The sequence below is a fragment of the Pseudomonas sp. 1121_17 genome (genome assembly GCF_052850745.1).
This window is the reverse complement of record NZ_VXCX01000005.1, coordinates 231,162-255,540: the sequence shown is the minus strand read 5'-3', so window position 1 is coordinate 255,540 and position 24,379 is coordinate 231,162. Positions and strand designations below refer to the sequence as shown.

Sequence of the window (24,379 nt, the reverse complement as noted above, 5' to 3'; positions counted from 1 at the left end):
CCGCGCGATTATCTAGCAGGCCGCGTGACAACGCATCAGGCGGCAACAACTATTTATCGTCAAAACCCTCTTGTTTTGTACAAACAAGCGGTTATTTCGCCTCAGATTTGTAACATAAATGTTACGGGGCCATCATTGACCAGATGGACCTGCATATATGCGCCAAAACGGCCACTGGCTACATCGTCGTGGGACGCCCGCGCCTGGCCCATAAGATACTCAAACAATTCAGCGCCAAGTGCAGGTGGCGCGGCGGTCGAGAAGCCCGGGCGCATGCCACTGCGAGTATCGGCCGCCAGGGTGAACTGCGACACCAGCAGCAAGCCGCCGCCAATGTCCTTGAGCGACAGGTTCATCTTGCCATCGGCATCACTGAACACCCGGTAGTTAAGCAGCTTGTGCAACAGTTTGTCGGCATGCTCGCGCGTATCTGCAGGCTCGACCGCCACCAATACCAGCAAGCCCTGCTCGACCGCACCGACCACTTCGCCGGCAACTTCGACGCGTGCGTTCTGCACGCGCTGCAGCAGGGCCTTCACGCTTCTTCCAATGGCAGGTCCAGCAAGCGCCGGGCCATCTGGTCGGCGGCGCGCACCAGCGCGTCGGTGATACCCGGTTCGGACGCGGCGTGGCCGGCGTCGCGGATCACTTTCAGCTCGCTGTTGGGCCAGGCCTGGTGCAGCTCCCAGGCGTTGTCCAGCGGGCAGATCACATCATAGCGGCCATGCACGATAACCGCCGGCAGGTGGGCGATGCGGGGCATGTCGCGGATCAGCTGATCGGGTTCGAGGAAAGCATCGTTGGTGAAATAGTGGCATTCGATACGGGCAATCGACAGCGCCCGCTGCGGCTCGGAGAAGCGATCGACCACCAGCGGATTGGGCCGCAGGGTGGCGGTGCGGCCTTCCCAGGTCGACCAGGCCTTGGCGGCGTGCATCTGGGCGATCTGATCGTTGCCGGTCAGGCGCTTGTGGAAGGCCGTGACCAGATCGCCACGCTCGTCGTGCGGAATCGGTGCGATGTAGTCCTGCCAGTAGTCAGGGAACAGCCGGCTGGCACCTTCCTGGTAGAACCAGCGGATCTCCTGGGCGCGGGCGAGAAAGATGCCGCGCAGGATCAGCCCGTGCACGCGCTCGGGGTGCTTCTGTGCGTAGGCCAGGGCCAGGGTCGAGCCCCACGAGCCGCCGAACAGCACCCATTTGTCGATGCCCAGGTGCTCGCGAATGCGCTCCATGTCCTCGACCAGATCCCAGGTGGTGTTGTTTTCCAGGCTGGCGTGCGGGGTCGAGCGGCCGCAACCGCGCTGATCGAAGGTAATGATGCGGTACAGGTTCGGGTCGAAGTAGCAGCGGCTCTGCGCGTCGCAGCCGGCACCCGGGCCACCGTGGATGAACACCACCGGCAGACCTTCTGGCGAACCGCTCTCGTCGACATACAGCACATGCGGCGCTTGCACGGCCAGATCTTGACGGGCGTAAGGTTTGATCTGCGGGTACAGGGTCTGCATTGCGCACTCCATGAAGGGCTATTCTTCGGCTGCCGCCATCATAAACCCGAATCATGCCGGGACGCATCGGCAACACACGCTAACCGTAGCAACGACGCTCACCTGAGCCCTGCATCGCTGCACGCAATATATGTACCTCGCAGGGTTGCAAGCCGCAGACATAGTTGCAGAGCCTTCCCCAACTGAACGGGCTCGTCCATGACTACTGTCGCAAACGCTTCAACCGAACTCAGCAGCGCCTACCGTCTGATCGCCAGCAAGACTCCGACCTGGCTCAGCCACGCATCGCCGTCGGTGCACAGCGCAATGCGCAAGGCCCTGGCCAATCCACCACCTTGGCTGAGCGAAGCTCGCCTGCAGCAGCCAGATATCGTCAAGGCCCTGGCCGAGCAGCATGCGCTGTTGCAGGACGCCGCCGCCGAAGTGGCGCAGTTGTTCCGCGACCTGCCCAGCCTTGAGCAATTTGCCCGCAAGCAATTGAGCGACGCCCTCAAGGATCAGCTTGGATTCGACATCGATGTCACGGCCACCTACTTGCTCGATGTCAGGTCGCTCGCCCAGGACCCGGCAGTGGATCCGGCCACCGCCTACAAGCAAGCCACCCGTTCGCTGCTGCACTATGCGTTGCGCAATTTTGAAGCGAGTGCGGCGCTGCCTGGCGGTATGGACAATGACGAGGCACTGCTGAAAAAGTCAGTGATCCTCGACCACAAGGGCTTCATGGGTACGGTGCCGATTCACAACGCGCTGGAGCTGCAACCTGAACGGTTCGCCCAGCTATGTCGAACACTGGATGTCGGCGGTCAATATCAAGCATTGTTGCAGGCTATCTACTTCGACAACGCCGACAACCGCAGCACCAACCCGGACACTTACGCCAAGCTGGCCCAGGTACAACGCTGCCGTTTTATTCTGAGCCTGCACTTGGCTTACCTTAAGGGCGACATCGGCAAGGCACTGTATACGGCAGCACTGGCGGCGCCGCTGGATCAGCCATTGTCCGCTTCGCCGTTGAGTTTCAGCGTCGTCTCGCTATGGGATGCGCAATTGACCGACCTGCGCCTTATCCACTTTGCCGACGCGGGTGGCGCGCCCGTGGTCGCGCTGTATGTTTCCGCTGACCCGCAGACCCCACTCCAGCAATTCCCCTCGCTGGCGGCCTGCGAGGCCAGCCTGCGTGATCGTCTGCTTGGTGACATCGGCTATCTTGATCATTGCCTGAAAGAGCGCGACAAGGCGATGATCCAGCAAAAACTCCTGGATCGCCTGCTGCCCCTCAAGCTCAGTGTGCGCGGTACTTATGAGCGAATCCCGGACCCGCAAGCACAATTGCACCTGCAAACCCGCCAGCTGACCGGATCGCTGCTGCAGGGGTTGGTGACCGAGCGGGTATTTCGCCACGAGCAGGATGCCGCGTTTCATGCCATGCCGACGGCGATCATCGACGTCATTTCCGCAGTCAAGCACCGCGAGCATCTGTTGGCCCAGACGCTGACAGGGCTCAATGTGGCCGGTTTTTTCGTACCGGTCCTCGGCGAGGTGATGCTGGGTGTGTGCGCCCTGCAGCTGAGTTACGAGGTGTATGAAGGCATCGAAAGCTGGCGCCACGATGATCGCGAAAAAGCCCATGCCTACCTGATGGATGTTGTGGAGAACGTTGCACTTATGGCGGCCTTCGCCGCTGGCAGCCATGCCATCGGTAGCGGCCTTGAGGCGGCTATCGGCAAGCCTGGTGCCGAAGGGGTCACGGAACCACCCCAAGAGCCCTCACCGGTGGACACGCCCTCCTGGATCGAAGAACTGGAAACAGTCGAGCCAGAAGAGGGGCAACTGCGCCTGTGGCGGCCTGACCTGACCCCCTATGCCCAGGACATCAGTCTGCCTGCCGACCTCGAACCCGATGCGCTGGGACTGTATCAGCACGCTGGCCGCAGTTGGCTGCGCCTGCCCGCCCAGACCTATGAGGTGAGCCGTGGCGCAGCCGACGCGCAATTTCGCATCCTGCATCCCAGCCGGCCGTCGGCCTATGCGCCGCCCCTGCGCCACAACGGCGCTGGTGCCTGGCTGCATGGGCTGGACCGCCCGCGCGAATGGCAGGGGCTTGAGCTGTTCCGCCGGCTTGGCCATCTCAGCGCCAGCTTCGATGACGTCAGCGCCCTGCGCATCTTGCAGATCACCGACAGCGACCAGGCCGCACTGCGGCGGATTCTAAGCGAGAACCAGCGGCTGCCCGCAGCCCTCGAAGACAGCATGGTCCGCTTCAATCTCGATCAACAGCTGCGCACGACACTGACCGAACCTGGCCTGCTGCAGGCGGAGTTTGCCAGACAGTATCGCCTCCAGTCGCTCAGCCAGAGCCAAGGCGCAACAGTCATCGTGCATCAGTATCCGCACCTGCCGGTGCCGATCATCGAAGAGCTGCTACGCCATGCCAGCCCCGTGGAAGCCCTAGCGTTGAGCACGGGAAAAATTCCGCGGCGGCTGGGCGAGGAGATTCGTGTCTATCAACAACACGTTCGCCTCAATCGAGCCTATGAGGGGCTCTATCTGCAAAGCGTGCGCAACTGGGACAGCGACCGGCTGATCCTGCGCTGTTTGCAGCAGTTGCCCGGCTGGCCGGCTGATCTGGCGCTGCGCTTGGAACAACGCATCACCTCGCCACTGAGCGTAGACAGCATCGGCCCGCAAGATGCGCAGCAACCGGTCACCCTCATCAGCGCGGCTGCTGGTTATCTGTGCATCGACCCTGCCAGCGACGCTGCGCCGCAGGTGCATTCATCGCTGTACGGCGCGCTGCTGCAGGCACTGCCTGCAACGCTGCAGCAAAGCCTGGCCAGCGCCGGCTTTACCGATGAACAGCAGCTGCGCGAGTTCGTCCAGCAGGTCCCGCTGATGCCGCGCGAGGCATTGCGCGAAATGCTCGCCATGCAACCCGTACGCCTCGGCTATCGCTCACCGATGCGCCTGGCCGATGGCCGTCTGGGCTATCCCCTGGGCGGTGGTGGCGGCCTTGCAGGCGGCTTTACCCGGCATGCCTTGCTGCGTTTGGTCAGGCTCACCGGCCTGCCGGAACACACTGCATGGTCAGCCGACCAGATTCTCAACCATCTGCTGGATAGCGGTATGAATCGAGCCGATATCAATGCCCTGCTGCAGCGCCTGCTGGAGCAGCGCGGCACCTTGCGCAGCCGGCTGGACGATTGGCGTTCCGGCCACGCCGACGCCAGCGCCGAGGCTGACACGCTGACGCAGCTGGCTGATCAGTTCATGCAGCACTGGCACGACAGCGCCCTGCCATCCCTGGCTGGCGAGCCCCCGACGCTGCGCCTGCAAGCCGTCAATCTGGCAAGATTCCCAGAGAACCTGCCGGACTTTTTCGGCGCATCGGTCAGGCATTTGTACCTGATCGAGCCTGGCTTCGGCAGCACCACCGACTGGACCGTGCATGAGCGGCAGCTGATCAATCTGTTTCGCCAGTTTCCCGAACTGCGCACGCTGGAGATCAGCCGACCGTACACCGCCCAGGCTGCACCGTCACAATTGCTGTTCGGCGTACCGCTGATCGGTCAGTACTTCCCGGCCCTGGAGTCGCTCAGTGTGACCAACCAGAACCTGCCACTCAGTGGTGTCGACATCGAGAGCCTGGCCAGCCTGAGCCAGTTGCGCCGCCTTGAGCTGAGCGGCAATCGCCTGTCGGCACGCTATCAAGCCGACTTCAGCGTGCTTAATCTGGACTTCCTTGGCCTCGAACGGATGCAGTTCGACCATTGGCCGCAGGGCCTGAGCAGCGATGCCCTGGTGCAGATCCGAGAACTTTCGCTGCGCGACAACCAGATTCGTACATTGCCCAGCTATCTGCTCGGCGATGAGCCTGGCATCGGCCCAGGGCCGACCATCCTGCTGCAAGGCAACCCGATCATCGACGAACAGTTGCTGCGCGTGATGCTGCATCAGGACCAGATGAGCAGCCGCATCGAAGCCGACCTGTCGCCCGCACTCAACGCCCGTTTGCTGGAGCACACTCAGCGCCGTCAGGAACTACGCGATGCGCTCGATAACTGGAGCAACGCCTCCAGCTCGGCAGCGCCCCTGGCGCAGCCTGTGATCACCGGGCGCAATCGGCTCAGCGCGGTCATCAACGCCTTCTGGCGCAGCCAGGAACTGGGCATGACACGCGCCACCTTGCGCCTGGAAAACACTGACGTGGCAGACTTCCCACCGCAGCTTCCAGGTTTCTTCTACGAGCGGGTGCGCAACCTGTCGCTGGCGCGCATGAGCGGCAGCACCGCGCAGCTGGAGCGTTTCTTCAGCCGCTTCACGCGGCTTGAAAGCCTGCGCATCGTCGAGCATGCCCAGGCCACTCAGGATTTGCCCAACGCGCTCCTGCGCCTGCCTCAGCTGAACTACCTGTCGATCCGTGATATGGGCCTGGAGATCGATGAGCGCATGCTCGCAACCATTGCCCGACTGAGCCAGCTGACGGCCCTCGAAATTGCCGGCAACCGCCTGGCAGCGATTGCCGAAGCACCGCCCGGACTGCGCAACCTGCGGCGGCTGGAGCTGAACAACATGGGCATCCAGCAGTGGCCAAGCTGGGTCGATGGCGTGCTGCCGCTGGAGCTGTTGGATCTCAGCGAAAACGAGCTTACCGAGTTGCCGGATCACATCCTCAGCAACCTCGACAATGACTTCCCGGTGTCGTCGATCTCGCTGTTCGGCAACCCACTGACGCACGACACCATGTTCCGTGCACGCACCTCATCGGACAGCCAGCGCAACTTCACCTTTGCCATGGACGTGCCCGAAGGCCTGCTGCTGATGACGTCATCGGACGACGAAATGGCTGGTGGCCATTTGCATAATCCGATATTGCCGATTGCTGGCGACGAGCCACACCTGGCTGGCTGGCTGCTTGGGTCAGCCGTGGAGAACGAAGCGCTGACGGATGCCTGGCTACAGCTGGAACAAGGCGGGGATGCCCAGCATCTGCTGGCGATGGTTGGGCGTCTGCAACAAGCGGCGCCTTTTCGCAACGGCAGCACGCGAGTCGCATTCAGCCAGCGCATCCGCAAGGTACTGGTGGCGGCCGTGGTCAGCGCATCCGACCGGCTGTTGTTGAATGCGGTAGCCGAAGAAGCACTGGTCGACCCGGCCACCGGTAATCAGACGTGCCATGACGGCGCCCTGCTGGTCTTCCAGAACCTCGAATTGCTGATCGACCAACAGCGTCTGTTGACCGAAGCGGCCGACTCCGAGCAAAGCCTGTACAGCGAGCTGCGCCGGCTCTATCGGCTGCATCGGCTGGACGAAATCGCCCGTGGCAATGCCAAGGGCCGCGACGAAGCCGAAGTGCGCCTGGCTTATCGGCGCGGCCTGAATCAGGAGCTCAAGCTCGGCGTACCGGATGACAACATGCTCTATGAAGCCTTTGCCGACGTCAGTCGCAACGAACTGGCACTGACCGTGGATCTGGTACAGCGCGACGAACGCGCCGAGCCATTTCTCGATTACGCGGTGGCCAACAGCGAATGGCAGCGGTATCTGCGGGTCACTCATGCCGAGCGCTTCGCGGCCATCGAGCAGCGCTACCAGGAACAGGTTCTGGCGCTCCCCGACCAGTTCCCCGACCGCCCGCTGGAGCAACTGACAGCCGAGTACCAGGCGCTGGCTGATGACAAGCAGGCCAGGGAGCGCCTACTTGTCCGCGAACTGACCATCCTCGCCAACCCTGATCGCAGCTGACCAAGGCTGCGCAGCCCCTGCGCTGTGCGCGTCTAGCGCGCGTACCGCGCCTGCCCCCACGCCAGCATCACCTCGAGCAGCTGGCGCAGCACTGCCTGGGTAGGCTGGGCCAGATCTTCACGATAGGCGAACGGCTCGACCTCGTTCATGTAGGTGCACTGCGCCAGCTCCAGCTGCACTGCGTGCACATGCTCGGCCGGGGCACCGTAGTGTCGAGTGATATGCCCGCCCTTGAAGCGTCCATTGAGCACATGGCTGTAGCCCGGCGCCTGGGCGCAGGTGCGCTGCAGTTGCTCGGCCAGTGCCTCGTCGCAACTGGCGCCATTGAAGGTGCCAAAGTTGAAGTCCGGCAGTTTGCCGTCGAACAGGTGCGGGATGTACGAACGGATCGAATGTGCATCCCACAGCAGTGCATAGCCGAACTCTTCACGCAGACGCGCCAGTTCCCCGCGCAGGGTGTCGTGGTAGGGGCGCCAGATCTGCTCGAGATACTCCGCCCGCTGCGCCGCTGACGGCGCAAGGCCGGCAACGAACAGCGGCTCGCCGTCGAACAGGGTGGCCGGAAACAGCCCGGTGGTGGCCCCAGCATACAACGGCTGGTCATCTTCTGGCCGATTGAGGTCGATGACGAACCGCGAGTACTCCGCGGCGACCACGCTGGCACCCAGTTCACGGGCAAAGTCATACAGCCTTGGAATATGCCAGTCGGTATCGGGCAAGCTGCGCGCCTGTTCGACCAGGCCGTCGCGCACGGCGGCGGTCAAACCGAGGCCGGCGTGGGGCATGCTGATCAGCAGCGGCAGGCGGCCTTGGTGAAAGCTCAATACGTTGTCCATGAGGCCTCGCTCAAAAAGTTGATTGCACACCGCCGCGCACTACCCGCTTGGGCAAGTCGCCGCCCAGCCAGTAAGCGAGGTCGGCCGGGCGTTCAATCTGCCAGGCGACAAAGTCGGCGACCTTGCCTGCTTCCAGCGTGCCGTGAGTGCTGCCCAGGCCCAGTGCCGTGGCGGCATGCGTAGTAACCCCGGCCAGCGCCTCTTCAGGGGTCATGCGGAACAGCGTGCAGCCCATGTTGAGCATCAGCCGCAGCGACAGGGCAGGCGAGGTGCCTGGGTTGAGGTCGCTGGCCAGAGCGATCTTCACCCCGTGCCGGCGCAGCGCGTCCATCGGTGGCAGCTGGGTTTCGCGCAGGAAGTAGAACGCGCCCGGCAGCAGCACCGCGACGGTGCCCGCCGCGGCCATGGCGATGGCGTCGTCTTCGGTCATGAACTCCAGGTGATCGGCCGACAGCGCCTGATAACGGGCTGCCAGGCTGGAGCCGTGCAGCGATGACAACTGCTCGGCATGCAGCTTGACCGGCAAGCCCAGTTCGCGGGCCTTGATGAACACCCGCTCGACCTGCGCCGGCGAGAACGCCAGGTGTTCGCAGAAAGCATCGACCGCATCGACCAGGCCTTCGCCGGCCAACGCTGGCAGCAGCTCATCGCAGATGTGCTGGATGTAGTCATCGGCGCGCCCGGCATATTCCGGCGGCAAGGCGTGAGCGGCCAGGCAGGTGCTGCGCACGGTCAGCGGTAGCGCTTCGCCCAGACGCCGGGCCACGCGCAACATCTTGCGCTCGTTGGCCAGGTCCAGGCCGTAGCCTGACTTGATCTCAACGGTGGTCACGCCATCGCGCATCAACGCCTCGAGCCGCTGCCGAGCGCTGGCCAGCAACTGCTCTTCGCTGGCCGCGCGGGTGGCGCGCACGGTGCTGGCAATGCCGCCGCCCTGGGCGGCAATTTCGGCATAGCTGACGCCCTGCAGGCGCTGCTCGAACTCGCCACTGCGGTTACCGCCAAACACCGCATGGGTGTGGCAGTCGATCAGCCCCGGGGTGACCCAGGCACCGGCCAGGTCGACCGTCTCCAGGCCAGCCTGCGGCGCCAGCTCGGCGCGTGGGCCGATCCATTCGATCAGCCCGCCGCGGGTGATGATCGCCGCATTCTCGATGATCGAATAGCTGCCGCCGACCATGCTTGCCACATGGCAGTGCTGCCATAACGTTGCCATACACTTCCTCCGTTACTAGCGGTGCAGCTCGGCCTGCTGCTCGGCCAACTCACCCTGACCTGCACGCGGCTTGCACCAGAGCAGGTAGGACGCGACCAGAAATACCACCCACACCACCCCGACCAGCAATGCGGCCTGAGTGTCCGGGAAGTAACCGAGCACACCAAAGATGAACACCATGAAAGCAATCGCCAGGGCCGGCCCATAGGGCCAGAACGGTACCGGGAACTTCAGACTGGCGACTTCCTCACGGCTCATGCTGCGGCGCATCGCCACTTGAGTGAGCAGAATCATCAGCCAGACCCAGACTGTGGCGAAAGTGGCTATCGAGGCGATCAGCAGGAACACGTTCTCCGGAATCAAATAGTTGAGCACCACGCCGATCAGCAGCGCCGCGCCCATCACTACCACCGTCAGCCACGGCACACCGTGTTTGGACAGCTGGGCGAAGCCACGCGGGGCATGGCCCTGCTGGGCCAGGCCGTACATCATGCGCCCGGCACCGAAGATGTCGCTGTTGATCGCCGACACTGCCGCAGAAATCACCACCACGTTAAGCACAGCAGCAGCCGAACCGATGCCCAGGTTGCTGAAGATCTGCACGAACGGGCTGCCTTGGCTGCCGATCTGCGGCCATGGGTACAGGCTCATCAGCACAAACAGAGTCAGCACGTAGAACAGCAGGATACGCAGCGGCACGGCGTTGATTGCCTTGGGGATGACTCGCTGCGGGTCTTTGGCTTCGCCAGCAGTGATACCGATGATTTCGATACCGCCAAAAGCGAACATCACCACGGCAAACGAGGCGATCACCCCGGCAATGCCGTTGGGCATGAAGCCGCCATGCTCGAACAGGTTGCTCACGCCGACCGCCGAGCCACTACCGACCTGGCCCATGCCGAAGGCCATGATGCCAAGCCCGGCGAGGATCATCGCGACAATCGCGCCGACCTTGAGCAGCGACAGCCAGAATTCCATCTCGCCGAACACTTTGACGTTGCACAGGTTGAGCCCGCCGATCAGGAAGACGATGCCCAGCACCCAGATCCAACGCGCCACTTCAGGGAACCAGAAGCCCATGTAGATACCGAAGGCGGTCACGTCGGCGATACAGACAATGATCATTTCGAAGGCGTAGGTCCAGCCCAGCACAAAGCCTGACAGCGGCCCCAGGTAGGTGCTGGCATATTGGCCAAAGGAGCCGGCGACCGGGTTGTGCACGGCCATTTCGCCGAGTGCGCGCATGACCATGAACACGGCGGCGCCACCGATCAGGTAGGCCAGCAGTACCGCTGGGCCGGCCATCTGGATAGCTGAGGCAGAGCCATAGAACAGCCCGGTGCCGATCGCCGAGCCGAGCGCCATGAAACGGATGTGGCGGGACGTCAGCCCGCGTTTTAGACCTTGAGATTGTTGCATGCTGCGTCCCTTTTATTTTTATGGACGAATTAGCGCGGTTGGGGGCCGCTTTGCGGCCCCAACGTCTTCACAGGCTTGGCAATACTCCAGCCGGCAACAACCCGGTCAGCGTGCCTTCGGCCAGCAGCGCGCTGGCCATTTCGATATCCGGCGAGAAGAACCGGTCACGCTCGTAGTGGGCAACCTTGGCACGCAGGGCGCGGCGCGCCTGCTCCAGCTTGGCTGAGGTTTTCAGGCCCTTGCGCAGGTCCAGGCCCTGGCAGGCACCGAGCCATTCGATGGCAAGCACGCCACGCGTGTTCTCGGCCATTTCCCACAGGCGCTTGCCTGCGGCCGGCGCCATCGACACGTGGTCTTCCTGGTTGGCCGAGGTCGGCAGGCTGTCGACGCTGTGTGGGTGCGACAGCGCCTTGTTCTCACTGGCCAATGCTGCGGCGGTGACCTGGGCGATCATGAAACCGGAGTTGACCCCACCGTTTTCAACGAGGAACGGCGGCAGTTGGGACATGTGCTTGTCCATCATCAGCGAGATGCGGCGCTCGCTCAGCGAACCGATCTCGGCAATCGCCAGGGCCAGGTTGTCAGCGGCCATGGCGACTGGCTCGGCGTGGAAGTTGCCACCGGAAATCACATCACCTTCGGCGGCGAACACCAGCGGGTTGTCGGAGACAGCGTTGGATTCGATCGCCAGCACTTCCGCGGCCTGACGCAACTGGGTCAGGCAAGCGCCCATCACCTGTGGCTGGCAACGCAGCGAGTACGGGTCCTGGACCTTGCCGCAGTTTTCGTGGGAGCGCGACACTTCGGTCGAATCACCGAGCAGGTCACGGTAGCAGGCCGCGGCGTCAATCTGACCGCGCTGGCCGCGCACTTCATGGATGCGCGCATCGAACGGCGAGCGCGAGCCCAGCGCGGCTTCGACGGTCAGGCCGCCGCAGGTGATCGCGGCAGCAAACAGGTCCTCCGCGTGGAACAAGCCGCGCAGGGCATAGGCGGTAGACGCCTGGGTGCCGTTGAGCAGGGCCAGGCCCTCTTTGGCGGCCAGGGTCAGCGGTTCGAGGCCAGCCACAGCCAGGGCTTCGCTAGCTTCCAGCCACTGTCCTTTGTAACGGGCCTTGCCCTCGCCGAGCAGCACCAGCGACATGTGCGCCAGCGGCGCGAGGTCGCCGGAGGCGCCGACCGAGCCTTTCAGCGGAATGTGCGGATAGACTTCGGCGTTGACCAGGCTGATCAGCGCATCGATGACCTTGCGCCGAATGCCCGAGAAACCACGGCTGAGGCTGTTGATCTTGAGCACCATGATCAGCCGTACGAGAGCGTCGTCCAGCGGCGCGCCGATACCGGCGGCGTGCGACAACACCAGCGAACGCTGCAGGTTCTCGAGGTCTTCACGGGCAATGCGGGTCGAGGCCAGCAGGCCGAAACCGGTGTTGATGCCGTAGGCGGTTCGGTCTTCGGCGAGAATCTGCTCGACACAAGCGACGCTGGCATCGATCGCCGGGCCCGCGCTGTCGTCCAGGCGCAGCTTGACGGGTGCGGCATGAATGGCGCGCAGCTGGGCCAGGGTCAGGGTACCGGGCTTGAGGGTCAGTTCGGTCACTTCGCTACTCCATTGGCGGGGCCCGCAGGCCCCTTCTTGTTATTCAGTATCGGCGTTGTCGGCGGCGGCTGATCAGGCGTTGATCATCGGCAGATCGAGGCCCTGCTGGTTGGCGCAGTCAACGGCGATCTGGTAGCCCGCATCGGCGTGGCGCATGACGCCGGTGCCCGGATCGTTGGTCAGTACGCGAGCAATACGCTCGGCAGCTTCATCGCTGCCATCACAGACGATGACCATACCCGAGTGCTGCGAGAAGCCCATGCCAACGCCGCCGCCGTGGTGCAGCGAGACCCAGGTCGCGCCGCTGGCGGTATTGAGCAAGGCGTTGAGCAGTGGCCAGTCGGACACGGCGTCGGAGCCATCCTGCATCGATTCGGTTTCGCGGTTGGGGCTGGACACCGAACCGGAGTCGAGGTGGTCACGGCCGATCACTATCGGTGCCGACAGCTCACCGCTGCGGACCATCTCGTTGAAGGCCAGGCCGAGCTTGGCACGCTGGCCCAGGCCAACCCAGCAGATCCGCGCTGGCAGGCCCTGGAAGCTGATGCGCTCACGGGCCATGTCCAGCCAGCGGTGCAGGTGGGCGTCGTCGGCGATCAGTTCCTTAACCTTGGCATCCGTCTTGTAGATGTCTTCGGCGTCACCCGACAGCGCCACCCAGCGGAACGGACCTACACCGCGGCAGAACAGCGGGCGGATATAGGCCGGGACGAAGCCGGGGAAGTCGAAGGCATTGCTGACGCCCTCTTCCATCGCCATCTGGCGAATGTTGTTGCCGTAGTCGAAGGTCGGCACGCCTTGCTGTTGGAAGTCGAGCATGGCTTTGACGTGCACCGCCATCGACTGCTTGGCGGCCTTGACCACTGCCGCCGGGTCGGTCTGCGCGCGGTCGCGGTACTGCTCCCAGCTCCAGCCGGCCGGCAGGTAGCCGTTGAGCGGGTCGTGGGCGCTGGTCTGGTCGGTGACCATGTCCGGGCGCACGCCACGCTTGACCAACTCAGGCAGGATTTCGGCAGCGTTGCCGAGCAGGGCAATCGAGATCGCCTTGCCTTCCTGGGTGTATTTGGCGATGCGCGCCAGGGCGTCATCGAGGTCGCTGGCCTGCTCGTCGACATAACGGCTGCTCAGGCGGAAGTCGATGCGGCTCTGCTGGCACTCGATGTTTAGCGAGCAGGCACCGGCCAGGGTCGCGGCCAGCGGCTGTGCGCCACCCATGCCGCCGAGGCCGGCGGTGAGCACCCACTTGCCCTTGAGGCTGCCGTTGTAATGCTGGCGACCGGCCTCGACGAAGGTTTCATAGGTGCCCTGGACGATGCCCTGGCTGCCGATGTAGATCCAGCTGCCTGCGGTCATCTGGCCGTACATGGCCAGGCCCTTGGCATCCAGTTCGTTGAAGTGTTCCCAGTTGGCCCAGTGCGGCACCAGGTTGGAGTTGGCGATCAGCACGCGCGGGGCGTTGCTGTGGGTCTTGAACACGCCCACCGGCTTGCCCGACTGAACCAGCAGGGTCTCGTCGTCTTCCAGGCGGGTCAGGGTCTCGACGATCTTGTCGTAGCTCTCCCAGTTGCGCGCAGCACGGCCGATGCCGCCGTACACCACCAGCTCCTTGGGGTTCTCGGCCACTTGTGGGTCGAGGTTATTCATCAGCATGCGCAAGGGAGCTTCGGTCATCCAGCTCTTGGCGGTCAGCTTGTTGCCACGCGGGGCACGGATTTCTACGTCACGGTATTTGTTGTTGTCAGTCACGGGAGAGGTCCTTTGCGGTCATCCGACGGCGGGTGTCGATAGCAATATACAAACACACCTTTACTTGTATGTACAAGCATGGACAACCAAATTATTCGGAGCTCGCCCTTTCGATTGCCAAGGGCCGCTTTGCGGCCCAGCAATCTCAAACCGTGATCAATTCAATCAGGCAAAACCGCCCCTGCACATCCAACCCCAGCAACCCGTCGTTGCCCTCCAGGCGCAAACAGTCATACAACCCCAGCCGGTGCAGCTCGCGCCCGGCCATCTGCACTTCAACCTGGCTACCCGCGGCAAACAGCAACAGCGTCGACGCCGAGCTATACAGGCGGCTGGTGCCATCGAACCACTGCAACCGCGCCCGATAGCGCTGCGGCGCGTAGATCAGGTTGAAGTCGCGGATCATCCCGCCCAGCAGCTTGCACTGAACCTGGCTCTGGCCGCCGAAGGCAAACGCATCGAACGCCAGCAACGGCCGGCTGAGCTGGCCGTCGACCAGCAGACGCATGCCATCCCCCTGCAGCACACTGATGATCCGCTGGTACCCGGCAAAGCTGGAAAAGCCGCCCGACTCTTCGATATCGGCAATCGACAGGCGCCAGCCAAATCCATCCAGGCCATCGCCAGCATCGCGGGCGATCTCTTCGGTAAAACCGCCGCCGTTCTTCCATGGCATGCGCGGGTAATCCGCCGCGTGTAGCAACTGCATCTGGCTCATTTGCTGAAGCGTCCTTCCAGGCGATGGCGGGAACCGGGGTGAATCAGGCGCGCGGCGGTGACCGGCTGGCGACCCGACCAGGTGCGGCGGCGAATCAGCAGGCATGGCTCGCCGGCATCGATCTGCAGCAGGCGGCACTCGTCCGGCTCGGCCAGAATCGCCTCGACCACGTGCTCGCCTTCAGTCAGTGGCGCCACCTGCGACAGGTAGGCATAGGGTGTCTGCCGGGTAAAGTCCTGCTTGAGGTAGTCCGGGGCAATCGCGGCGTTGACGTAGCGATCCTCGATCTGCACCGGCACGCCGTTTTCGTAATGCACGATCAACGAGTGGAATACCCGCTGACCTTCGCGCATATCCAGCGCCAGGGCGCGCTCGGAACCTGCGGCCTCTTCGCCGAGCACTATCACCTGGCAACTATGCTGATGGCCACGGCCGGCGATCTCGTCGGCAATGTTGTTGACCTCGAACAGCGCGGAACGGCTCTTGGGCTCGGCGACGAACGTGCCGACCCCCTGCATGCGCACCAGCAATCCGTCAGCAGTCAGCTCGCGCAAGGCGCGGTTGATGGTCATGCGGCTGAAACCCAGCTGGTTGACCAGCTCGCTCTCGGACGGCACCCGGTGATGCGGCGGCCAGCTGCCGTTTTCGATCTGCTGGACGATCATCTGTTTGACCCGGGCATACAGCGGCGCCGGCCCTTCGCCCATCTGGGCAACCAGCGCGGAGACAGGAGGTGTCGGCACGGCTTTGATCCTTGTGCGGTTTGAGTGAGCAGTAGCTTGCCGCAGTTTACCGGGCAGGCAAACGCCTGTATATGTATATACAAGCTAACAAGAACAGGAAGATGCTTACATGTCCGTGTACTTTGCCGAGCGCGCCCTGCTCTCCAGCGGTTGGGCGCGCAACGTCCGTCTAGAGGTCGACGCCCAAGGCCAGCTTGCCAGCCTGCAGGTCGATGCCTCGGCAGACGGCGCCGAGCGCCTGGCCGGGCCGCTGCTGCCGGGCATGCCCAACCTTCATTCGCACGCCTTCCAGCGCGCCATGGCGGGCCTGGCAGAAGTGGCAGGCAACCCCAACGACAGTTTCTGGACCTGGCGCGAGCTGATGTACCGCATGGTTGGCCAGATCAGCCCGGAACAACTGCAGGTCATCGCCCGCCAGCTGTACATCGAGATGCTCAAGGCCGGCTATACCTCGGTCGCCGAGTTCCATTACGTGCACCACGATCGCGATGGCCAGCACTATGCCGATCCCGCCGAGCTGTCACGGTGCATCAGTGCCGCCGCCAGCGCCGCCGGGATTGGCCTGACGTTGTTGCCGGTGCTGTACAGCCACGCAGGTTTCGGCGGCCAGCCCGCCAGCGAGGGCCAACGCCGCTTTATCAATAGCAGCGAGCAATACCTGCGCCTGCACGAACAGCTCAAGCCAGTGCTGGCGGCACAACCGGCGCAGCGCCTGGGCTTGTGCTTCCACTCGCTGCGCGCGGTCACTCCCGAGCAGATTGCCACGGTGCTGGCCAGCGGCGAGCAGGACTGCCCGGTACACATTCACATCGCTGAGCAGCAAAAGGAAGTCGACGACTGCCTGGCCTGGAGCGGGCGTCGTCCGCTGCAATGGCTATATGAAAACGTCGAGGTCGACCGCCGCTGGTGTCTGGTACATGCCACCCACGCAGCGCCGGACGAGGTCGCAGCGATGGCCGAAAGCGGTGCGGTAGCTGGTTTGTGCCTGACCACCGAGGCCAACCTGGGCGACGGCATCTTCCCCGCAGTCGACTACCTGGCTCGGGGCGGGCGCATGGGGATTGGATCGGACAGCCACGTGTCACTCAGCGTGGTCGAAGAACTGCGCTGGCTTGAATACGGCCAGCGACTGCGTGATCAGCGCCGCAATCGGCTCTATCGCAGCGACCAGCCAATGGTTGGCCGCACCCTCTATGACGCAGCGCTCAGCGGTGGCGCGCAAGCCCTGGGGCAGCCGATCGGCGAGTTGACGGTGGGCAAGCGCGCGGACTGGCTGGTGCTCGACGGTGAGGACCCGTACATCGCTACTGCCGAAGGCGACGCCATCCTCAACCGCTGGCTGTTTGCCGGCGGCGACCGCCAGATCCGCGACGTGATGGTCAACGGCGCGTGGGTGGTGCGCCAGGGCCGCCATGCTCAGGAAGCCGAGAGCAACCGAGCATTTGCCGAGGTGCTCGGCCAACTGCTTGGCTGAGGGCTCAGTGTGCGGCGGCGATGTCGCGGTCGGCTACGCGCCAGATCAGGCGATTGGTGTCGTAGCCTTGCTGACGCGCCCTGGCCAGCAGGCTCTCGCGCTCCCAGGCCGGCAGGCTCGGCGTACGCGACAGGATCCACAGGTACTTGCGGTCCGGGCTGCCGACCAACGCGGTCTGATAACGCGAGTCGACGTACAACACCCAGTACTCGCCCTTGGCCACACCAGGCGCCAGGCGGGTGAACCAGTTGTCGAACTCGACCCAGAGCTTGTCGGTATGCCCGGCCTCCTGCGGCGTGGCACTGCCTTCGGCGCGGATCCACTGGCCGTCGAGCATGCGGCAACGGTTGAGCACGCCGATGCTGCCATCTGGCCGGGCGTTGTAATGCGCCTCGGACTGCGCGCAGTCGCGCTGGAAGTACATCGGCAGACGGGCCAGCTCGAACCATTTGCCCTGATAGCGCTTGAGGTCGACGGCGCCTGCCGTCTTCGGCGCCAACGGGTCATGGCTACCCGTGGCGCAGCCGCCCAGCAACAGGCTCAGGCACAGCCCAAGCAGCAGACTCAGGTGCCTCATTTAAGGCCCTGCCCGGAGTACATCAATACTTTGTCCGCTGCATACTGCACACTGATGAAGCTGTTCTGGTCACCCCAGGTGCAGCTGCTCATGCCTAGCGCGCCCGAGCACTCGGTAGGTGTACCCAGCAGTTGTTCGACCGCCGCGCGGTTCATGCCGGCGCTGAGTTTGGAGTAGTTTTCCTGGTTGATCTTGCTGCACGCAGTCAGCACGACGCACAACGACAACAGGGCGAGGGAACGCAGCGACATGAAGGGACACTCCTGGACACGGACATCAGGCGAGGCGCCTGTGGAGACCTTGGAGAGCAAAAAGCCTCCGTGGTTCCCTGACCGCAGCGCTTAAATGCCGGCCGTTGGTCGTCTGACTGGCCAACGACTCATGTTTTACCCGCACAAGTCGACACAACGAGCAGTGGAGCAGCAGCCTGCCCTACCCCCTGCCCTTCGACGTGCATTCGCGCAGACTCAGCCATGACCAAAAATCTCAAGTTCAGCCACAAGATCCTGCTGGCCGCAGCCCTCGTAGTCGCGGTCGCCTTCACTTGCTTCGTACTGTTCAACGACTACCGCCAACGCCAGTCGCTGCGCAGCGACACGCAGACGTCGCTGCAGGACCTGGGCAGCCTGACTGCCGGCAACATCCGCAACTGGCTCGACAGCCGCGTGCAGGTGCTCGACAGCCTGGCCCAGCAAGTGGCCGTCGATGGCCCTGGCAAGCCGAGCCTGGACCGTGCCCTGGCACTGCCGGTGTATGCCAACAACTTCCAGCTGAGCTACTTCGGCGGCCAGGACGGCAGCATGCAATCGGTACCCGCCGGCAACCGCGCCGCCGACTACGACCCGCGCCAGCGTGGCTGGTACAAGGCAGCAACTGCGGCTAACCAGACTATCGTCACCGAGCCGTATATCTCCGCCTCGGCTGGCAAGCTGGTGATCACCCTGGCCACGCCGGTGCAACAGGGCGGTCGCCTGCTCGGCGTGAGTGGCGTCGACACCGACCTGCAGACCATCAGCAAGCTGATCAACGCGCTGGACTTCGATGGCAATGGCCATGCCTTCATCGTCAACGGCGAAGGCAAGATCATGATCCACCCCAAGCCTGAGCTGGCCCTGAAAACCCTCGCCGATCTGTTCCCTGGCGACACGCCGCAGATCAGCAGCGGGCTGAAGGAAGTCGAGTTCGACGGGCGCAAGCAGTTCATCAACTTCACCCACGTCGACGGCATCTCGTCGGTCGACTGGTATGTCGCGCTGGTGCTCGACCAGGACGCCGCCTTCGCCATGCTCGGCGAGCTGCGCACGTCAGCAGCCGTGGCGACGCTGATCGCGATCATCGCCATCATTGCCCTGCTCGGCCTGTTGATCCGCGTGCTGATGCAGCCGCTGCACGCCATGGGCCGCGCCATGCGTGACATTGCCGAGGGCGAAGGCGACCTGACCCGGCGCCTGACCATCCATGCTCAGGACGAATTCGGCAGCCTTGCCCAGTCGTTCAACCGCTTTGTCGAGCGTATCCACGAGTCGATCCGCGAAGTGGCCTCGGCGACCGGCCAGGTGAATGCCGTGGCCGGCCAGGTGGTGACTGCCTCCAACGCCTCGATCAACAACGCCGATCAGCAGTCGAGCCGCACCAGCAGCGTTGCCGCTGCAATCAATCAGCTCGGTGCCGCCGCCCATGAAATCGCCCAGAACGCCGCGCTCGCCTCGCAGCATTCGACCGCCGCGCGCGGTCTGGCCGAAGAAGGCCAGCAGGTGGTCGGGCAAACCATCAGCACCATGCATCAGCTGTCGGCGCGCATCAGTGACTCGTGCGAGAACATCCAGACGCTCAATTCGCACACCAGCAACATCGGCCAGATCCTCGATGTGATCACCGGCATTTCGCAGCAAACCAACCTGCTCGCGCTGAACGCTGCCATCGAAGCCGCCCGCGCGGGCGAGGCCGGGCGTGGTTTTGCCGTGGTTGCCGATGAGGTGCGCAGTCTGGCCCACCGCACTCAGGAATCAGCGCAGCAGGTACAGCGCTTGATCGAAGAGCTGCAGGCCGGCGCGCAGATGGCGGTCAGCACCATGAACCAGAGCCAGCAGCAGAGCGAGCACAGCGTGGCGATTGCCAATCAGGCCGGTGAACGCCTGGGCAGCGTGACCCAGCGCATCGGCGAGATCGACGGCATGAACCAGTCGGTTGCCACCGCCACCGAAGAGCAAACGGCGGTGGTCGAGTCGATCAATCTCGACATCAGCGAGATCAATACGCTGAATCAGGAAGGCGTGCACAACCTGCAGAGCACCTTGCGTGCCTGCAACGACCTGGAACATCAGGTCGAACGGTTGCAACAGTTGGTTGGCAGTTTCAGAATCTGAGCCGGGTGCTGCCCCATTCGCCTACGCAGGTGGGGCAGCCGCTCAGCGCTGCGTCAGAACCGTGAACCCGGCTCGAGCAGGAAATCCATCTCTTCATCGGTACTCGGACGGTCCAGCAGCAGATTGCGCTGCGGGAACCGGCCAAAGCGCTCGATCACGCGCTGATGCTGCTCGGCGTAGTCAAGGAAGCCTTCGAACAGACGGCGGTTGGCCTCCGGTTGCTCGTCCAGCAACTGCCGATAGCGCTCGACACTAAGGTGCTGCCAGTCGAGCACCTCGGCGTGTTCCAGCACCAACAGCACGAACACCCGCTGGATCGGCAGCAACTGATAATCCCAGTCATGCTGCAAACCCTGCATGGCCACCACCTGCGCCCGCCGGTCACCTTCAAAGGCGCGCGGCGTGTCACGGTAGATCATGCGCGGCAGTTGATCGAGCAGCAGGATCAGGCCAAGCCAGCCCTGCGGGCTTTGCTGCCAGTCTTCGAGACCACCCGCCAGGGCCTGCTCGCACAGCGCGCCGAAACGCTCGCGCGCCTCGTCATCATGGTGCTTGCCGAACCACAGCGTGCTCTTCTCGTCAGCCACGGCCTGCGGGCTCTTGCCCGGACCGAACCACCACTCCAGCAACGGCTGCCAAGGTGCGAGCATGATTTATTCCTTGTGGTAGGCCGTAACGCGCTCGACCTCTTGCTTCGAGCCGAGGATTACCGAAACGCGCTGGTGCAGGCTGTCCGGCTGGATGTCGAGGATGCGTTGCTCACCGTTGGTGGCAGCGCCGCCGGCCTGTTCGATGATGAACGACATCGGGTTGGCCTCGTACATCAGGCGCAGCTTGCCTGGCTTGCTCGGCTCACGCGAATCGCGTGGGTACATGAACAGACCGCCACGGGTGAGGATGCGGTGCACATCAGCCACCATCGAGGCGATCCAGCGCATGTTGTAGTTCTTTTTCAACGGCCCGGTCTCACCGGCCAGCAACTCGCCGACGTAGCGCTGGATCGGCGCTTCCCAGTGACGCTGGTTGGACATGTTGATAGCGAACTCGGCAGTGCTCTCCGGCACCTGGATGTTCTCGTGAGTGAGGACAAAGCTGCCCAGCTCGCGGTCCAGGGTGAAGCCTTTGACGCCGTTGCCCAGGGTCAGGATCAGCATGGTCTGCGGGCCGTAGATCGCGTAACCGGCGGCGACCTGCTCGGTGCCAGGCTGGAGGAAGGCGTTTTCGTTGAGGGTTTCGTTCTGGCTCAGGTATTCCTGCGGGCAGCGCAGAACCGAGAAGATGGTGCCGACCGAAACGTTGACGTCGATGTTCGACGAGCCGTCCAGTGGGTCGAACACCAGCAGGTAGGCACCCTTCGGGTATTTACCCGGGATCTGGTAGGCGTTGTCCATTTCTTCGGACGCCATGCCGGCCAGGTGACCACCCCACTCGTTGGCTTCGAGCAGAATGTCGTTGGAGATCACGTCGAGCTTTTTCTGCACTTCGCCCTGTACGTTTTCGGTGCCCATGCTGCCCAGCACGCCGCCGAGGGCGCCTTTGGACACGTGGTGGCTGATTTCCTTGCACGCGCGCGCCACCACCTCGATCAGGAAGCGCAGATCGGCAGGAGTATTGTTGCTGCGGGTCTGCTCAATCAGATAGCGACTCAGGGTAACGCGGGACATGTATGGCTCCGAAAGGGAAAGAGGGTGAAAAACCCTCGCAGTTTACAGTAATGCCGATGGTTTGGCGTAAAGGCTAGCTAGCAAACACACTCGCCTGGCCGATCAGACGGTCGAACCGTAGTCTAGTTCAGCACGGCACCGGCCGGTGGTCGGCAGGTGCCCTGCCATGGTCAGCTCAATCCAATGCCTTCCAGATCTCGGTCGCGTACTCGCGTATGGTCCGGTCCGATGAGAACCAGCCCATCCGCGAGGTATTGAGCACCGCCACCCGCCACCATTGTTCCGGCTGGTGCCACAGCTCATCGACCTTGCGCTGGGCATCCCAGTAGGCGTCGAAATCGGCGCAGAGCAGGAAGCGGTCATGGTCGATCAGCGAGTCGATCAACTGGGTATAGCGCGACGGGTCATCCGGCGAGAACACCCCGCTGCGAATGGCGTGCAGCACATCGCTGAGGCGGTGCGACTCCGCCACCGCCGCACTGGCACCAAAGTCACCCGCGCGTTTGCGCGCCTCGACCTGCTGCGCCGTCAGCCCAAAGATGAACATGTTCTCTGCACCGACCTGCTCGCACATCTCGACGTTGGCGCCGTCCAGGGTGCCGATGGTCAGCGCGCCGTTGAGGCCGAACTTCATGTTGCTGGTGCCGGACGCTTCGTAGCCGGCGGTGGAAATCTGCTCGGACAAGTCCGCCGCCGGGATGATGCTCTCGGCCAGGCTGACGTTGTAGTTGGGCAGGAATACCACCTTGAGCAGGCCGCGCACAGTCGGATCGTTGTTGACCACCCGGGCGATGTCGTTGGACAGCTTGATGATCAACTTGGCCTGGTGATAGCTGGCGGCCGCCTTGCCGGCGAAGATCTTCACCCGCGGTACCCAGTCGGTGCTCGGCTCGGCGCGAATTGCCTGATACAGCGCCACCGTGTGCAGCAGGTTGAGCAGCTGGCGCTTGTACTCGTGGATGCGCTTGACCTGTACGTCGAACATCGCCTCGGGGTTGACCGTCACGCCGACGCGGTCCTGGATGATGCTCGCCAAGGCACGCTTGCTGTGCAGCCGCTGCGCAGCGAACTGCTTGCGAAACGCCGGTTGCTCGGCGAACGGCTCAAGATCCTTGAGGCGCACCTCGGCGTCATCCAGCACCTCGCGCCCGAGGGCCTCGATCAGCATCGCAGTAAGCTGCGGGTTGGCCTGGTGCAGCCAGCGGCGGAAGGTGACGCCGTTGGTCTTGTTGTTGATCCGATCCGGGTAGAGCTTGTGCAGCTCGGAGAACACCGTGCTCTTCATCAGCTTGCTGTGCAGCGCGGACACGCCGTTGACACTATGCGAACCAAGAAACGCCAGATTGCCCATGCGCACGCGGCGGCCGTTGTCTTCTTCGATCAACGACACCGCGCGCAACACGTCGAAATCGTGTTGGCCTTTGGCCCGCAGGGCATCGATATGGTAGGCATTGATCAGATAGATGATCTGCATATGCCGCGGCAGCATGCGCTCCATCAGCGCCACCGGCCAGGTTTCCAGCGCTTCGGGCAACAGTGTGTGGTTGGTGTAGGCCAGGGTGCCGACGGTTACTTCCCAGGCTTTGTCCCATGGGATTTCATGCTGGTCGACCAGCAACCGCATCAGCTCCGCAACCGCAATCGAGGGGTGGGTGTCGTTGAGCTGGATCGCCGCCGCATCAGGCAGGTTGAGCAGGCTCTTGTGCATGTTCAGGTGCCGGCGCAGCAGGTCTTGCAGCGAGGCGGAAACAAAGAAGTACTCCTGGCGCAGGCGCAGTTCCTGGCCCGCCTCGGTGCTGTCGGCTGGGTAGAGCACGCGCGAGATGCTCTCGGCGCGGGCCACCTCGGCGACTGCACCCAGGTGGTCACCGGCGTTGAAGCGCTCCAGGTGCAGCTCTTCCAGCGCGCGTGCACGCCACAGGCGCAGAGTGTTGACGCTGGACCCGCGCCAGCCGACTACCGGCGTATCGTAGGCAACCGCCCGCACGGTTTCGCCGGGGGTCCAGATCTGCCGTTGCTGGCCGTCGGCAGCCGTCACGGTTTCGACGCCACCACCGAAGCTGATCGGATAGATCACCTCGGCCCGTTCGAACTCCCACGGGTTGCCGAAATCCAGCCAGTTCTCGGTTTGCTCCTGCTGCCAGCCATCGACCACGGCCTGGCGGAACAAGCCGTGCTCGTAGCGGATACCGTAGCCATGGGCGGCAATGCCCAGGGTCGACATGCTTTCCATGAAGCACGCCGCCAGCCGGCCAAGGCCACCATTGCCGAGCGCGGCGTCCGGCTCCAGCAGGCGAATGCGATCGAGGTCGACACCGAGGCCATCCAGCGCCTCGCGGGCGATTTCCAGGTAGCCGAGGTTGCTCAGGCTGTCGTACAGCAGCCGGCCGATCAAAAACTCGAGGGAAAGGTAGTAGACGCGCTTCTGGCTACGTCGGTAGGCCTGCCGGGTGTGGTCCATCCAGTGATCGACCATATGGTCGCGCGCAGCCAGGGCAATGGCTTCGAACCAGTCGTGATCAAAGGCGTGCTCCGGGTCCTTGCCGACCGCGTAGGTCAGCTTGGCCAATACAGCGGCACGGAACTCGGTGACCTCGACGTCACGTGCTTTGGGTTGCTGAGACATGTGACATCCTCGGGCAAGTGGGCAAAGGCAGGAGAGTGTTCAGACTAGACCCTTCGACAGGGGCTGGCAGTTGTTGTTCGCAGTTTTCATGCCGAAAAGCATAATCGGGCGAAAGGTTGTTCACAATTTGAACAACTCCGGTATC

17 protein-coding genes and 1 pseudogene are annotated in these 24,379 nt (G+C 63.3%); 4 read left to right on the top strand and 14 right to left on the bottom strand.

Annotation, left to right across the window (positions count from 1 at the left end):
* Window positions 1-101 precede the first annotated feature (101 nt).
* Both dtd and pip read right to left on the bottom strand, forming a co-directional pair.
* A complete protein-coding gene (dtd, locus tag FW789_RS13025) occupies window positions 102-539 on the bottom strand; it encodes a D-aminoacyl-tRNA deacylase (RefSeq protein WP_446431539.1) in 438 nt (145 codons plus the stop codon).
* Window positions 536-1,507 (bottom strand): prolyl aminopeptidase, encoded by a 972-nt coding sequence (gene pip / locus FW789_RS13020; protein ID WP_446431538.1) that lies wholly within the window; start codon window positions 1,505-1,507, stop codon window positions 536-538. Before pip ends, dtd begins: the two co-directional genes overlap by 4 nt.
* Window positions 1,508-1,705: 198 nt before the next feature.
* On the opposite strand from pip, the gene FW789_RS13015 reads away from it, so the two are divergent.
* Window positions 1,706-7,249 carry a dermonecrotic toxin domain-containing protein gene (locus tag FW789_RS13015; protein WP_446431537.1) on the top strand — a complete coding sequence of 1,848 codons (5,544 nt, stop codon included), beginning with the start codon at window positions 1,706-1,708 and terminating at the stop codon, window positions 7,247-7,249.
* 32 nt (window positions 7,250-7,281) lie between these two features.
* Here the strand turns inward: FW789_RS13015 and hutG are convergent, their stop codons facing one another.
* From hutG to hutC, 7 genes are all read right to left on the bottom strand, one after another.
* A complete protein-coding gene (gene hutG / locus FW789_RS13010; protein WP_207072939.1) occupies window positions 7,282-8,085 on the bottom strand; it encodes an N-formylglutamate deformylase in 804 nt (267 codons plus the stop codon).
* Window positions 8,086-8,095: 10 nt separating this feature from the next.
* On the bottom strand, window positions 8,096-9,301 hold the full coding sequence (gene hutI / locus FW789_RS13005; protein WP_446431536.1) for an imidazolonepropionase: 1,206 nt from the start codon (window positions 9,299-9,301) through the stop codon (window positions 8,096-8,098).
* A 15-nt stretch (window positions 9,302-9,316) separates the two neighbouring features.
* Entirely contained in the window at window positions 9,317-10,720 is a 1,404-nt protein-coding gene (locus FW789_RS13000) for an amino acid permease (RefSeq protein ID WP_103435750.1), read from the bottom strand.
* Between the two features lie 67 nt (window positions 10,721-10,787).
* Entirely contained in the window at window positions 10,788-12,320 is a 1,533-nt protein-coding gene (gene hutH / locus FW789_RS12995) for a histidine ammonia-lyase (RefSeq protein WP_207072936.1), read from the bottom strand.
* A 72-nt stretch (window positions 12,321-12,392) separates the two neighbouring features.
* Complete coding sequence (hutU, locus tag FW789_RS12990) at window positions 12,393-14,066, bottom strand: urocanate hydratase (protein ID WP_103435749.1); 1,674 nt, start codon at window positions 14,064-14,066, stop codon at window positions 12,393-12,395.
* A 145-nt stretch (window positions 14,067-14,211) separates the two neighbouring features.
* Window positions 14,212-14,784, bottom strand: coding sequence for a HutD/Ves family protein (locus FW789_RS12985; protein WP_103435748.1), 573 nt, complete (start codon window positions 14,782-14,784; stop codon window positions 14,212-14,214).
* On the bottom strand, window positions 14,781-15,491 hold the full coding sequence (gene hutC / locus FW789_RS12980; protein WP_178080811.1) for a histidine utilization repressor: 711 nt from the start codon (window positions 15,489-15,491) through the stop codon (window positions 14,781-14,783). Before hutC ends, FW789_RS12985 begins: the two co-directional genes overlap by 4 nt.
* A gap of 145 nt (window positions 15,492-15,636) precedes the next feature.
* Between hutC and FW789_RS12975 the strand changes: the two genes are divergently transcribed.
* Window positions 15,637-17,001, top strand: coding sequence for a formimidoylglutamate deiminase (locus FW789_RS12975; RefSeq protein ID WP_411562302.1), 1,365 nt, complete (start codon window positions 15,637-15,639; stop codon window positions 16,999-17,001).
* A gap of 4 nt (window positions 17,002-17,005) precedes the next feature.
* On the opposite strand, the gene FW789_RS12970 is transcribed toward FW789_RS12975, so the two are convergent.
* Window positions 17,006-17,578 (bottom strand): lipocalin family protein, encoded by a 573-nt coding sequence (locus tag FW789_RS12970; protein ID WP_103435746.1) that lies wholly within the window; start codon window positions 17,576-17,578, stop codon window positions 17,006-17,008.
* On the bottom strand, window positions 17,575-17,829 hold the full coding sequence (gene bamE / locus FW789_RS12965; RefSeq protein WP_101315637.1) for an outer membrane protein assembly factor BamE domain-containing protein: 255 nt from the start codon (window positions 17,827-17,829) through the stop codon (window positions 17,575-17,577). The genes FW789_RS12970 and bamE overlap by 4 nt, the downstream gene beginning before the upstream one ends.
* 222 nt (window positions 17,830-18,051) lie before the next feature.
* Between bamE and FW789_RS12960 the strand changes: the two are divergent.
* Together FW789_RS12960 and FW789_RS12955 are read left to right on the top strand one after the other, a co-directional pair.
* A pseudogene (locus FW789_RS12960) lies at window positions 18,052-19,089 on the top strand (HAMP domain-containing protein); the annotation flags it as partial.
* Between the two features lie 24 nt (window positions 19,090-19,113).
* Entirely contained in the window at window positions 19,114-19,944 is an 831-nt protein-coding gene (locus FW789_RS12955; RefSeq protein WP_422778092.1) for a methyl-accepting chemotaxis protein, read from the top strand.
* A gap of 53 nt (window positions 19,945-19,997) precedes the next feature.
* Here the strand turns inward: FW789_RS12955 and FW789_RS12950 are convergent, their stop codons facing one another.
* The 3 genes from FW789_RS12950 to FW789_RS12940 form a co-directional block, all read right to left on the bottom strand.
* On the bottom strand, window positions 19,998-20,594 hold the full coding sequence (locus FW789_RS12950; protein ID WP_101315633.1) for a DUF924 family protein: 597 nt from the start codon (window positions 20,592-20,594) through the stop codon (window positions 19,998-20,000).
* Between the two features lie 3 nt (window positions 20,595-20,597).
* Window positions 20,598-21,608, bottom strand: coding sequence for a class 1 fructose-bisphosphatase (locus FW789_RS12945; protein WP_103435744.1), 1,011 nt, complete (start codon window positions 21,606-21,608; stop codon window positions 20,598-20,600).
* 175 nt (window positions 21,609-21,783) lie between these two features.
* Window positions 21,784-24,234, bottom strand: a complete 2,451-nt coding sequence (locus FW789_RS12940) for a glycogen/starch/alpha-glucan phosphorylase (RefSeq protein ID WP_103435743.1) — start codon at window positions 24,232-24,234, stop codon at window positions 21,784-21,786.
* Window positions 24,235-24,379: the final 145 nt, after the last annotated feature.

What these genes read in the sequence shown, in the direction of transcription:
- pip (WP_446431538.1), bottom strand. Translation starts at nt 1,507, where the DNA reads ATGCAGACCCTGTACCCGCAGATCAAACCTTACGCCCGTCAAGATCTG.
- FW789_RS13015 (WP_446431537.1), top strand. Translation starts at nt 1,706, where the DNA reads ATGACTACTGTCGCAAACGCTTCAACCGAACTCAGCAGCGCCTACCGT.
- hutG (WP_207072939.1), bottom strand. Translation starts at nt 8,085, where the DNA reads ATGGACAACGTATTGAGCTTTCACCAAGGCCGCCTGCCGCTGCTGATC.
- hutI (WP_446431536.1), bottom strand. Translation starts at nt 9,301, where the DNA reads ATGGCAACGTTATGGCAGCACTGCCATGTGGCAAGCATGGTCGGCGGC.
- FW789_RS13000 (WP_103435750.1), bottom strand. Translation starts at nt 10,720, where the DNA reads ATGCAACAATCTCAAGGTCTAAAACGCGGGCTGACGTCCCGCCACATC.
- FW789_RS12985 (WP_103435748.1), bottom strand. Translation starts at nt 14,784, where the DNA reads ATGAGCCAGATGCAGTTGCTACACGCGGCGGATTACCCGCGCATGCCA.
- hutC (WP_178080811.1), bottom strand. Translation starts at nt 15,491, where the DNA reads ATGGGCGAAGGGCCGGCGCCGCTGTATGCCCGGGTCAAACAGATGATC.
- FW789_RS12975 (WP_411562302.1), top strand. Translation starts at nt 15,637, where the DNA reads ATGTCCGTGTACTTTGCCGAGCGCGCCCTGCTCTCCAGCGGTTGGGCG.
- FW789_RS12970 (WP_103435746.1), bottom strand. Translation starts at nt 17,578, where the DNA reads ATGAGGCACCTGAGTCTGCTGCTTGGGCTGTGCCTGAGCCTGTTGCTG.
- bamE (WP_101315637.1), bottom strand. Translation starts at nt 17,829, where the DNA reads ATGTCGCTGCGTTCCCTCGCCCTGTTGTCGTTGTGCGTCGTGCTGACT.
- FW789_RS12950 (WP_101315633.1), bottom strand. Translation starts at nt 20,594, where the DNA reads ATGCTCGCACCTTGGCAGCCGTTGCTGGAGTGGTGGTTCGGTCCGGGC.
- FW789_RS12945 (WP_103435744.1), bottom strand. Translation starts at nt 21,608, where the DNA reads ATGTCCCGCGTTACCCTGAGTCGCTATCTGATTGAGCAGACCCGCAGC.
- FW789_RS12940 (WP_103435743.1), bottom strand. Translation starts at nt 24,234, where the DNA reads ATGTCTCAGCAACCCAAAGCACGTGACGTCGAGGTCACCGAGTTCCGT.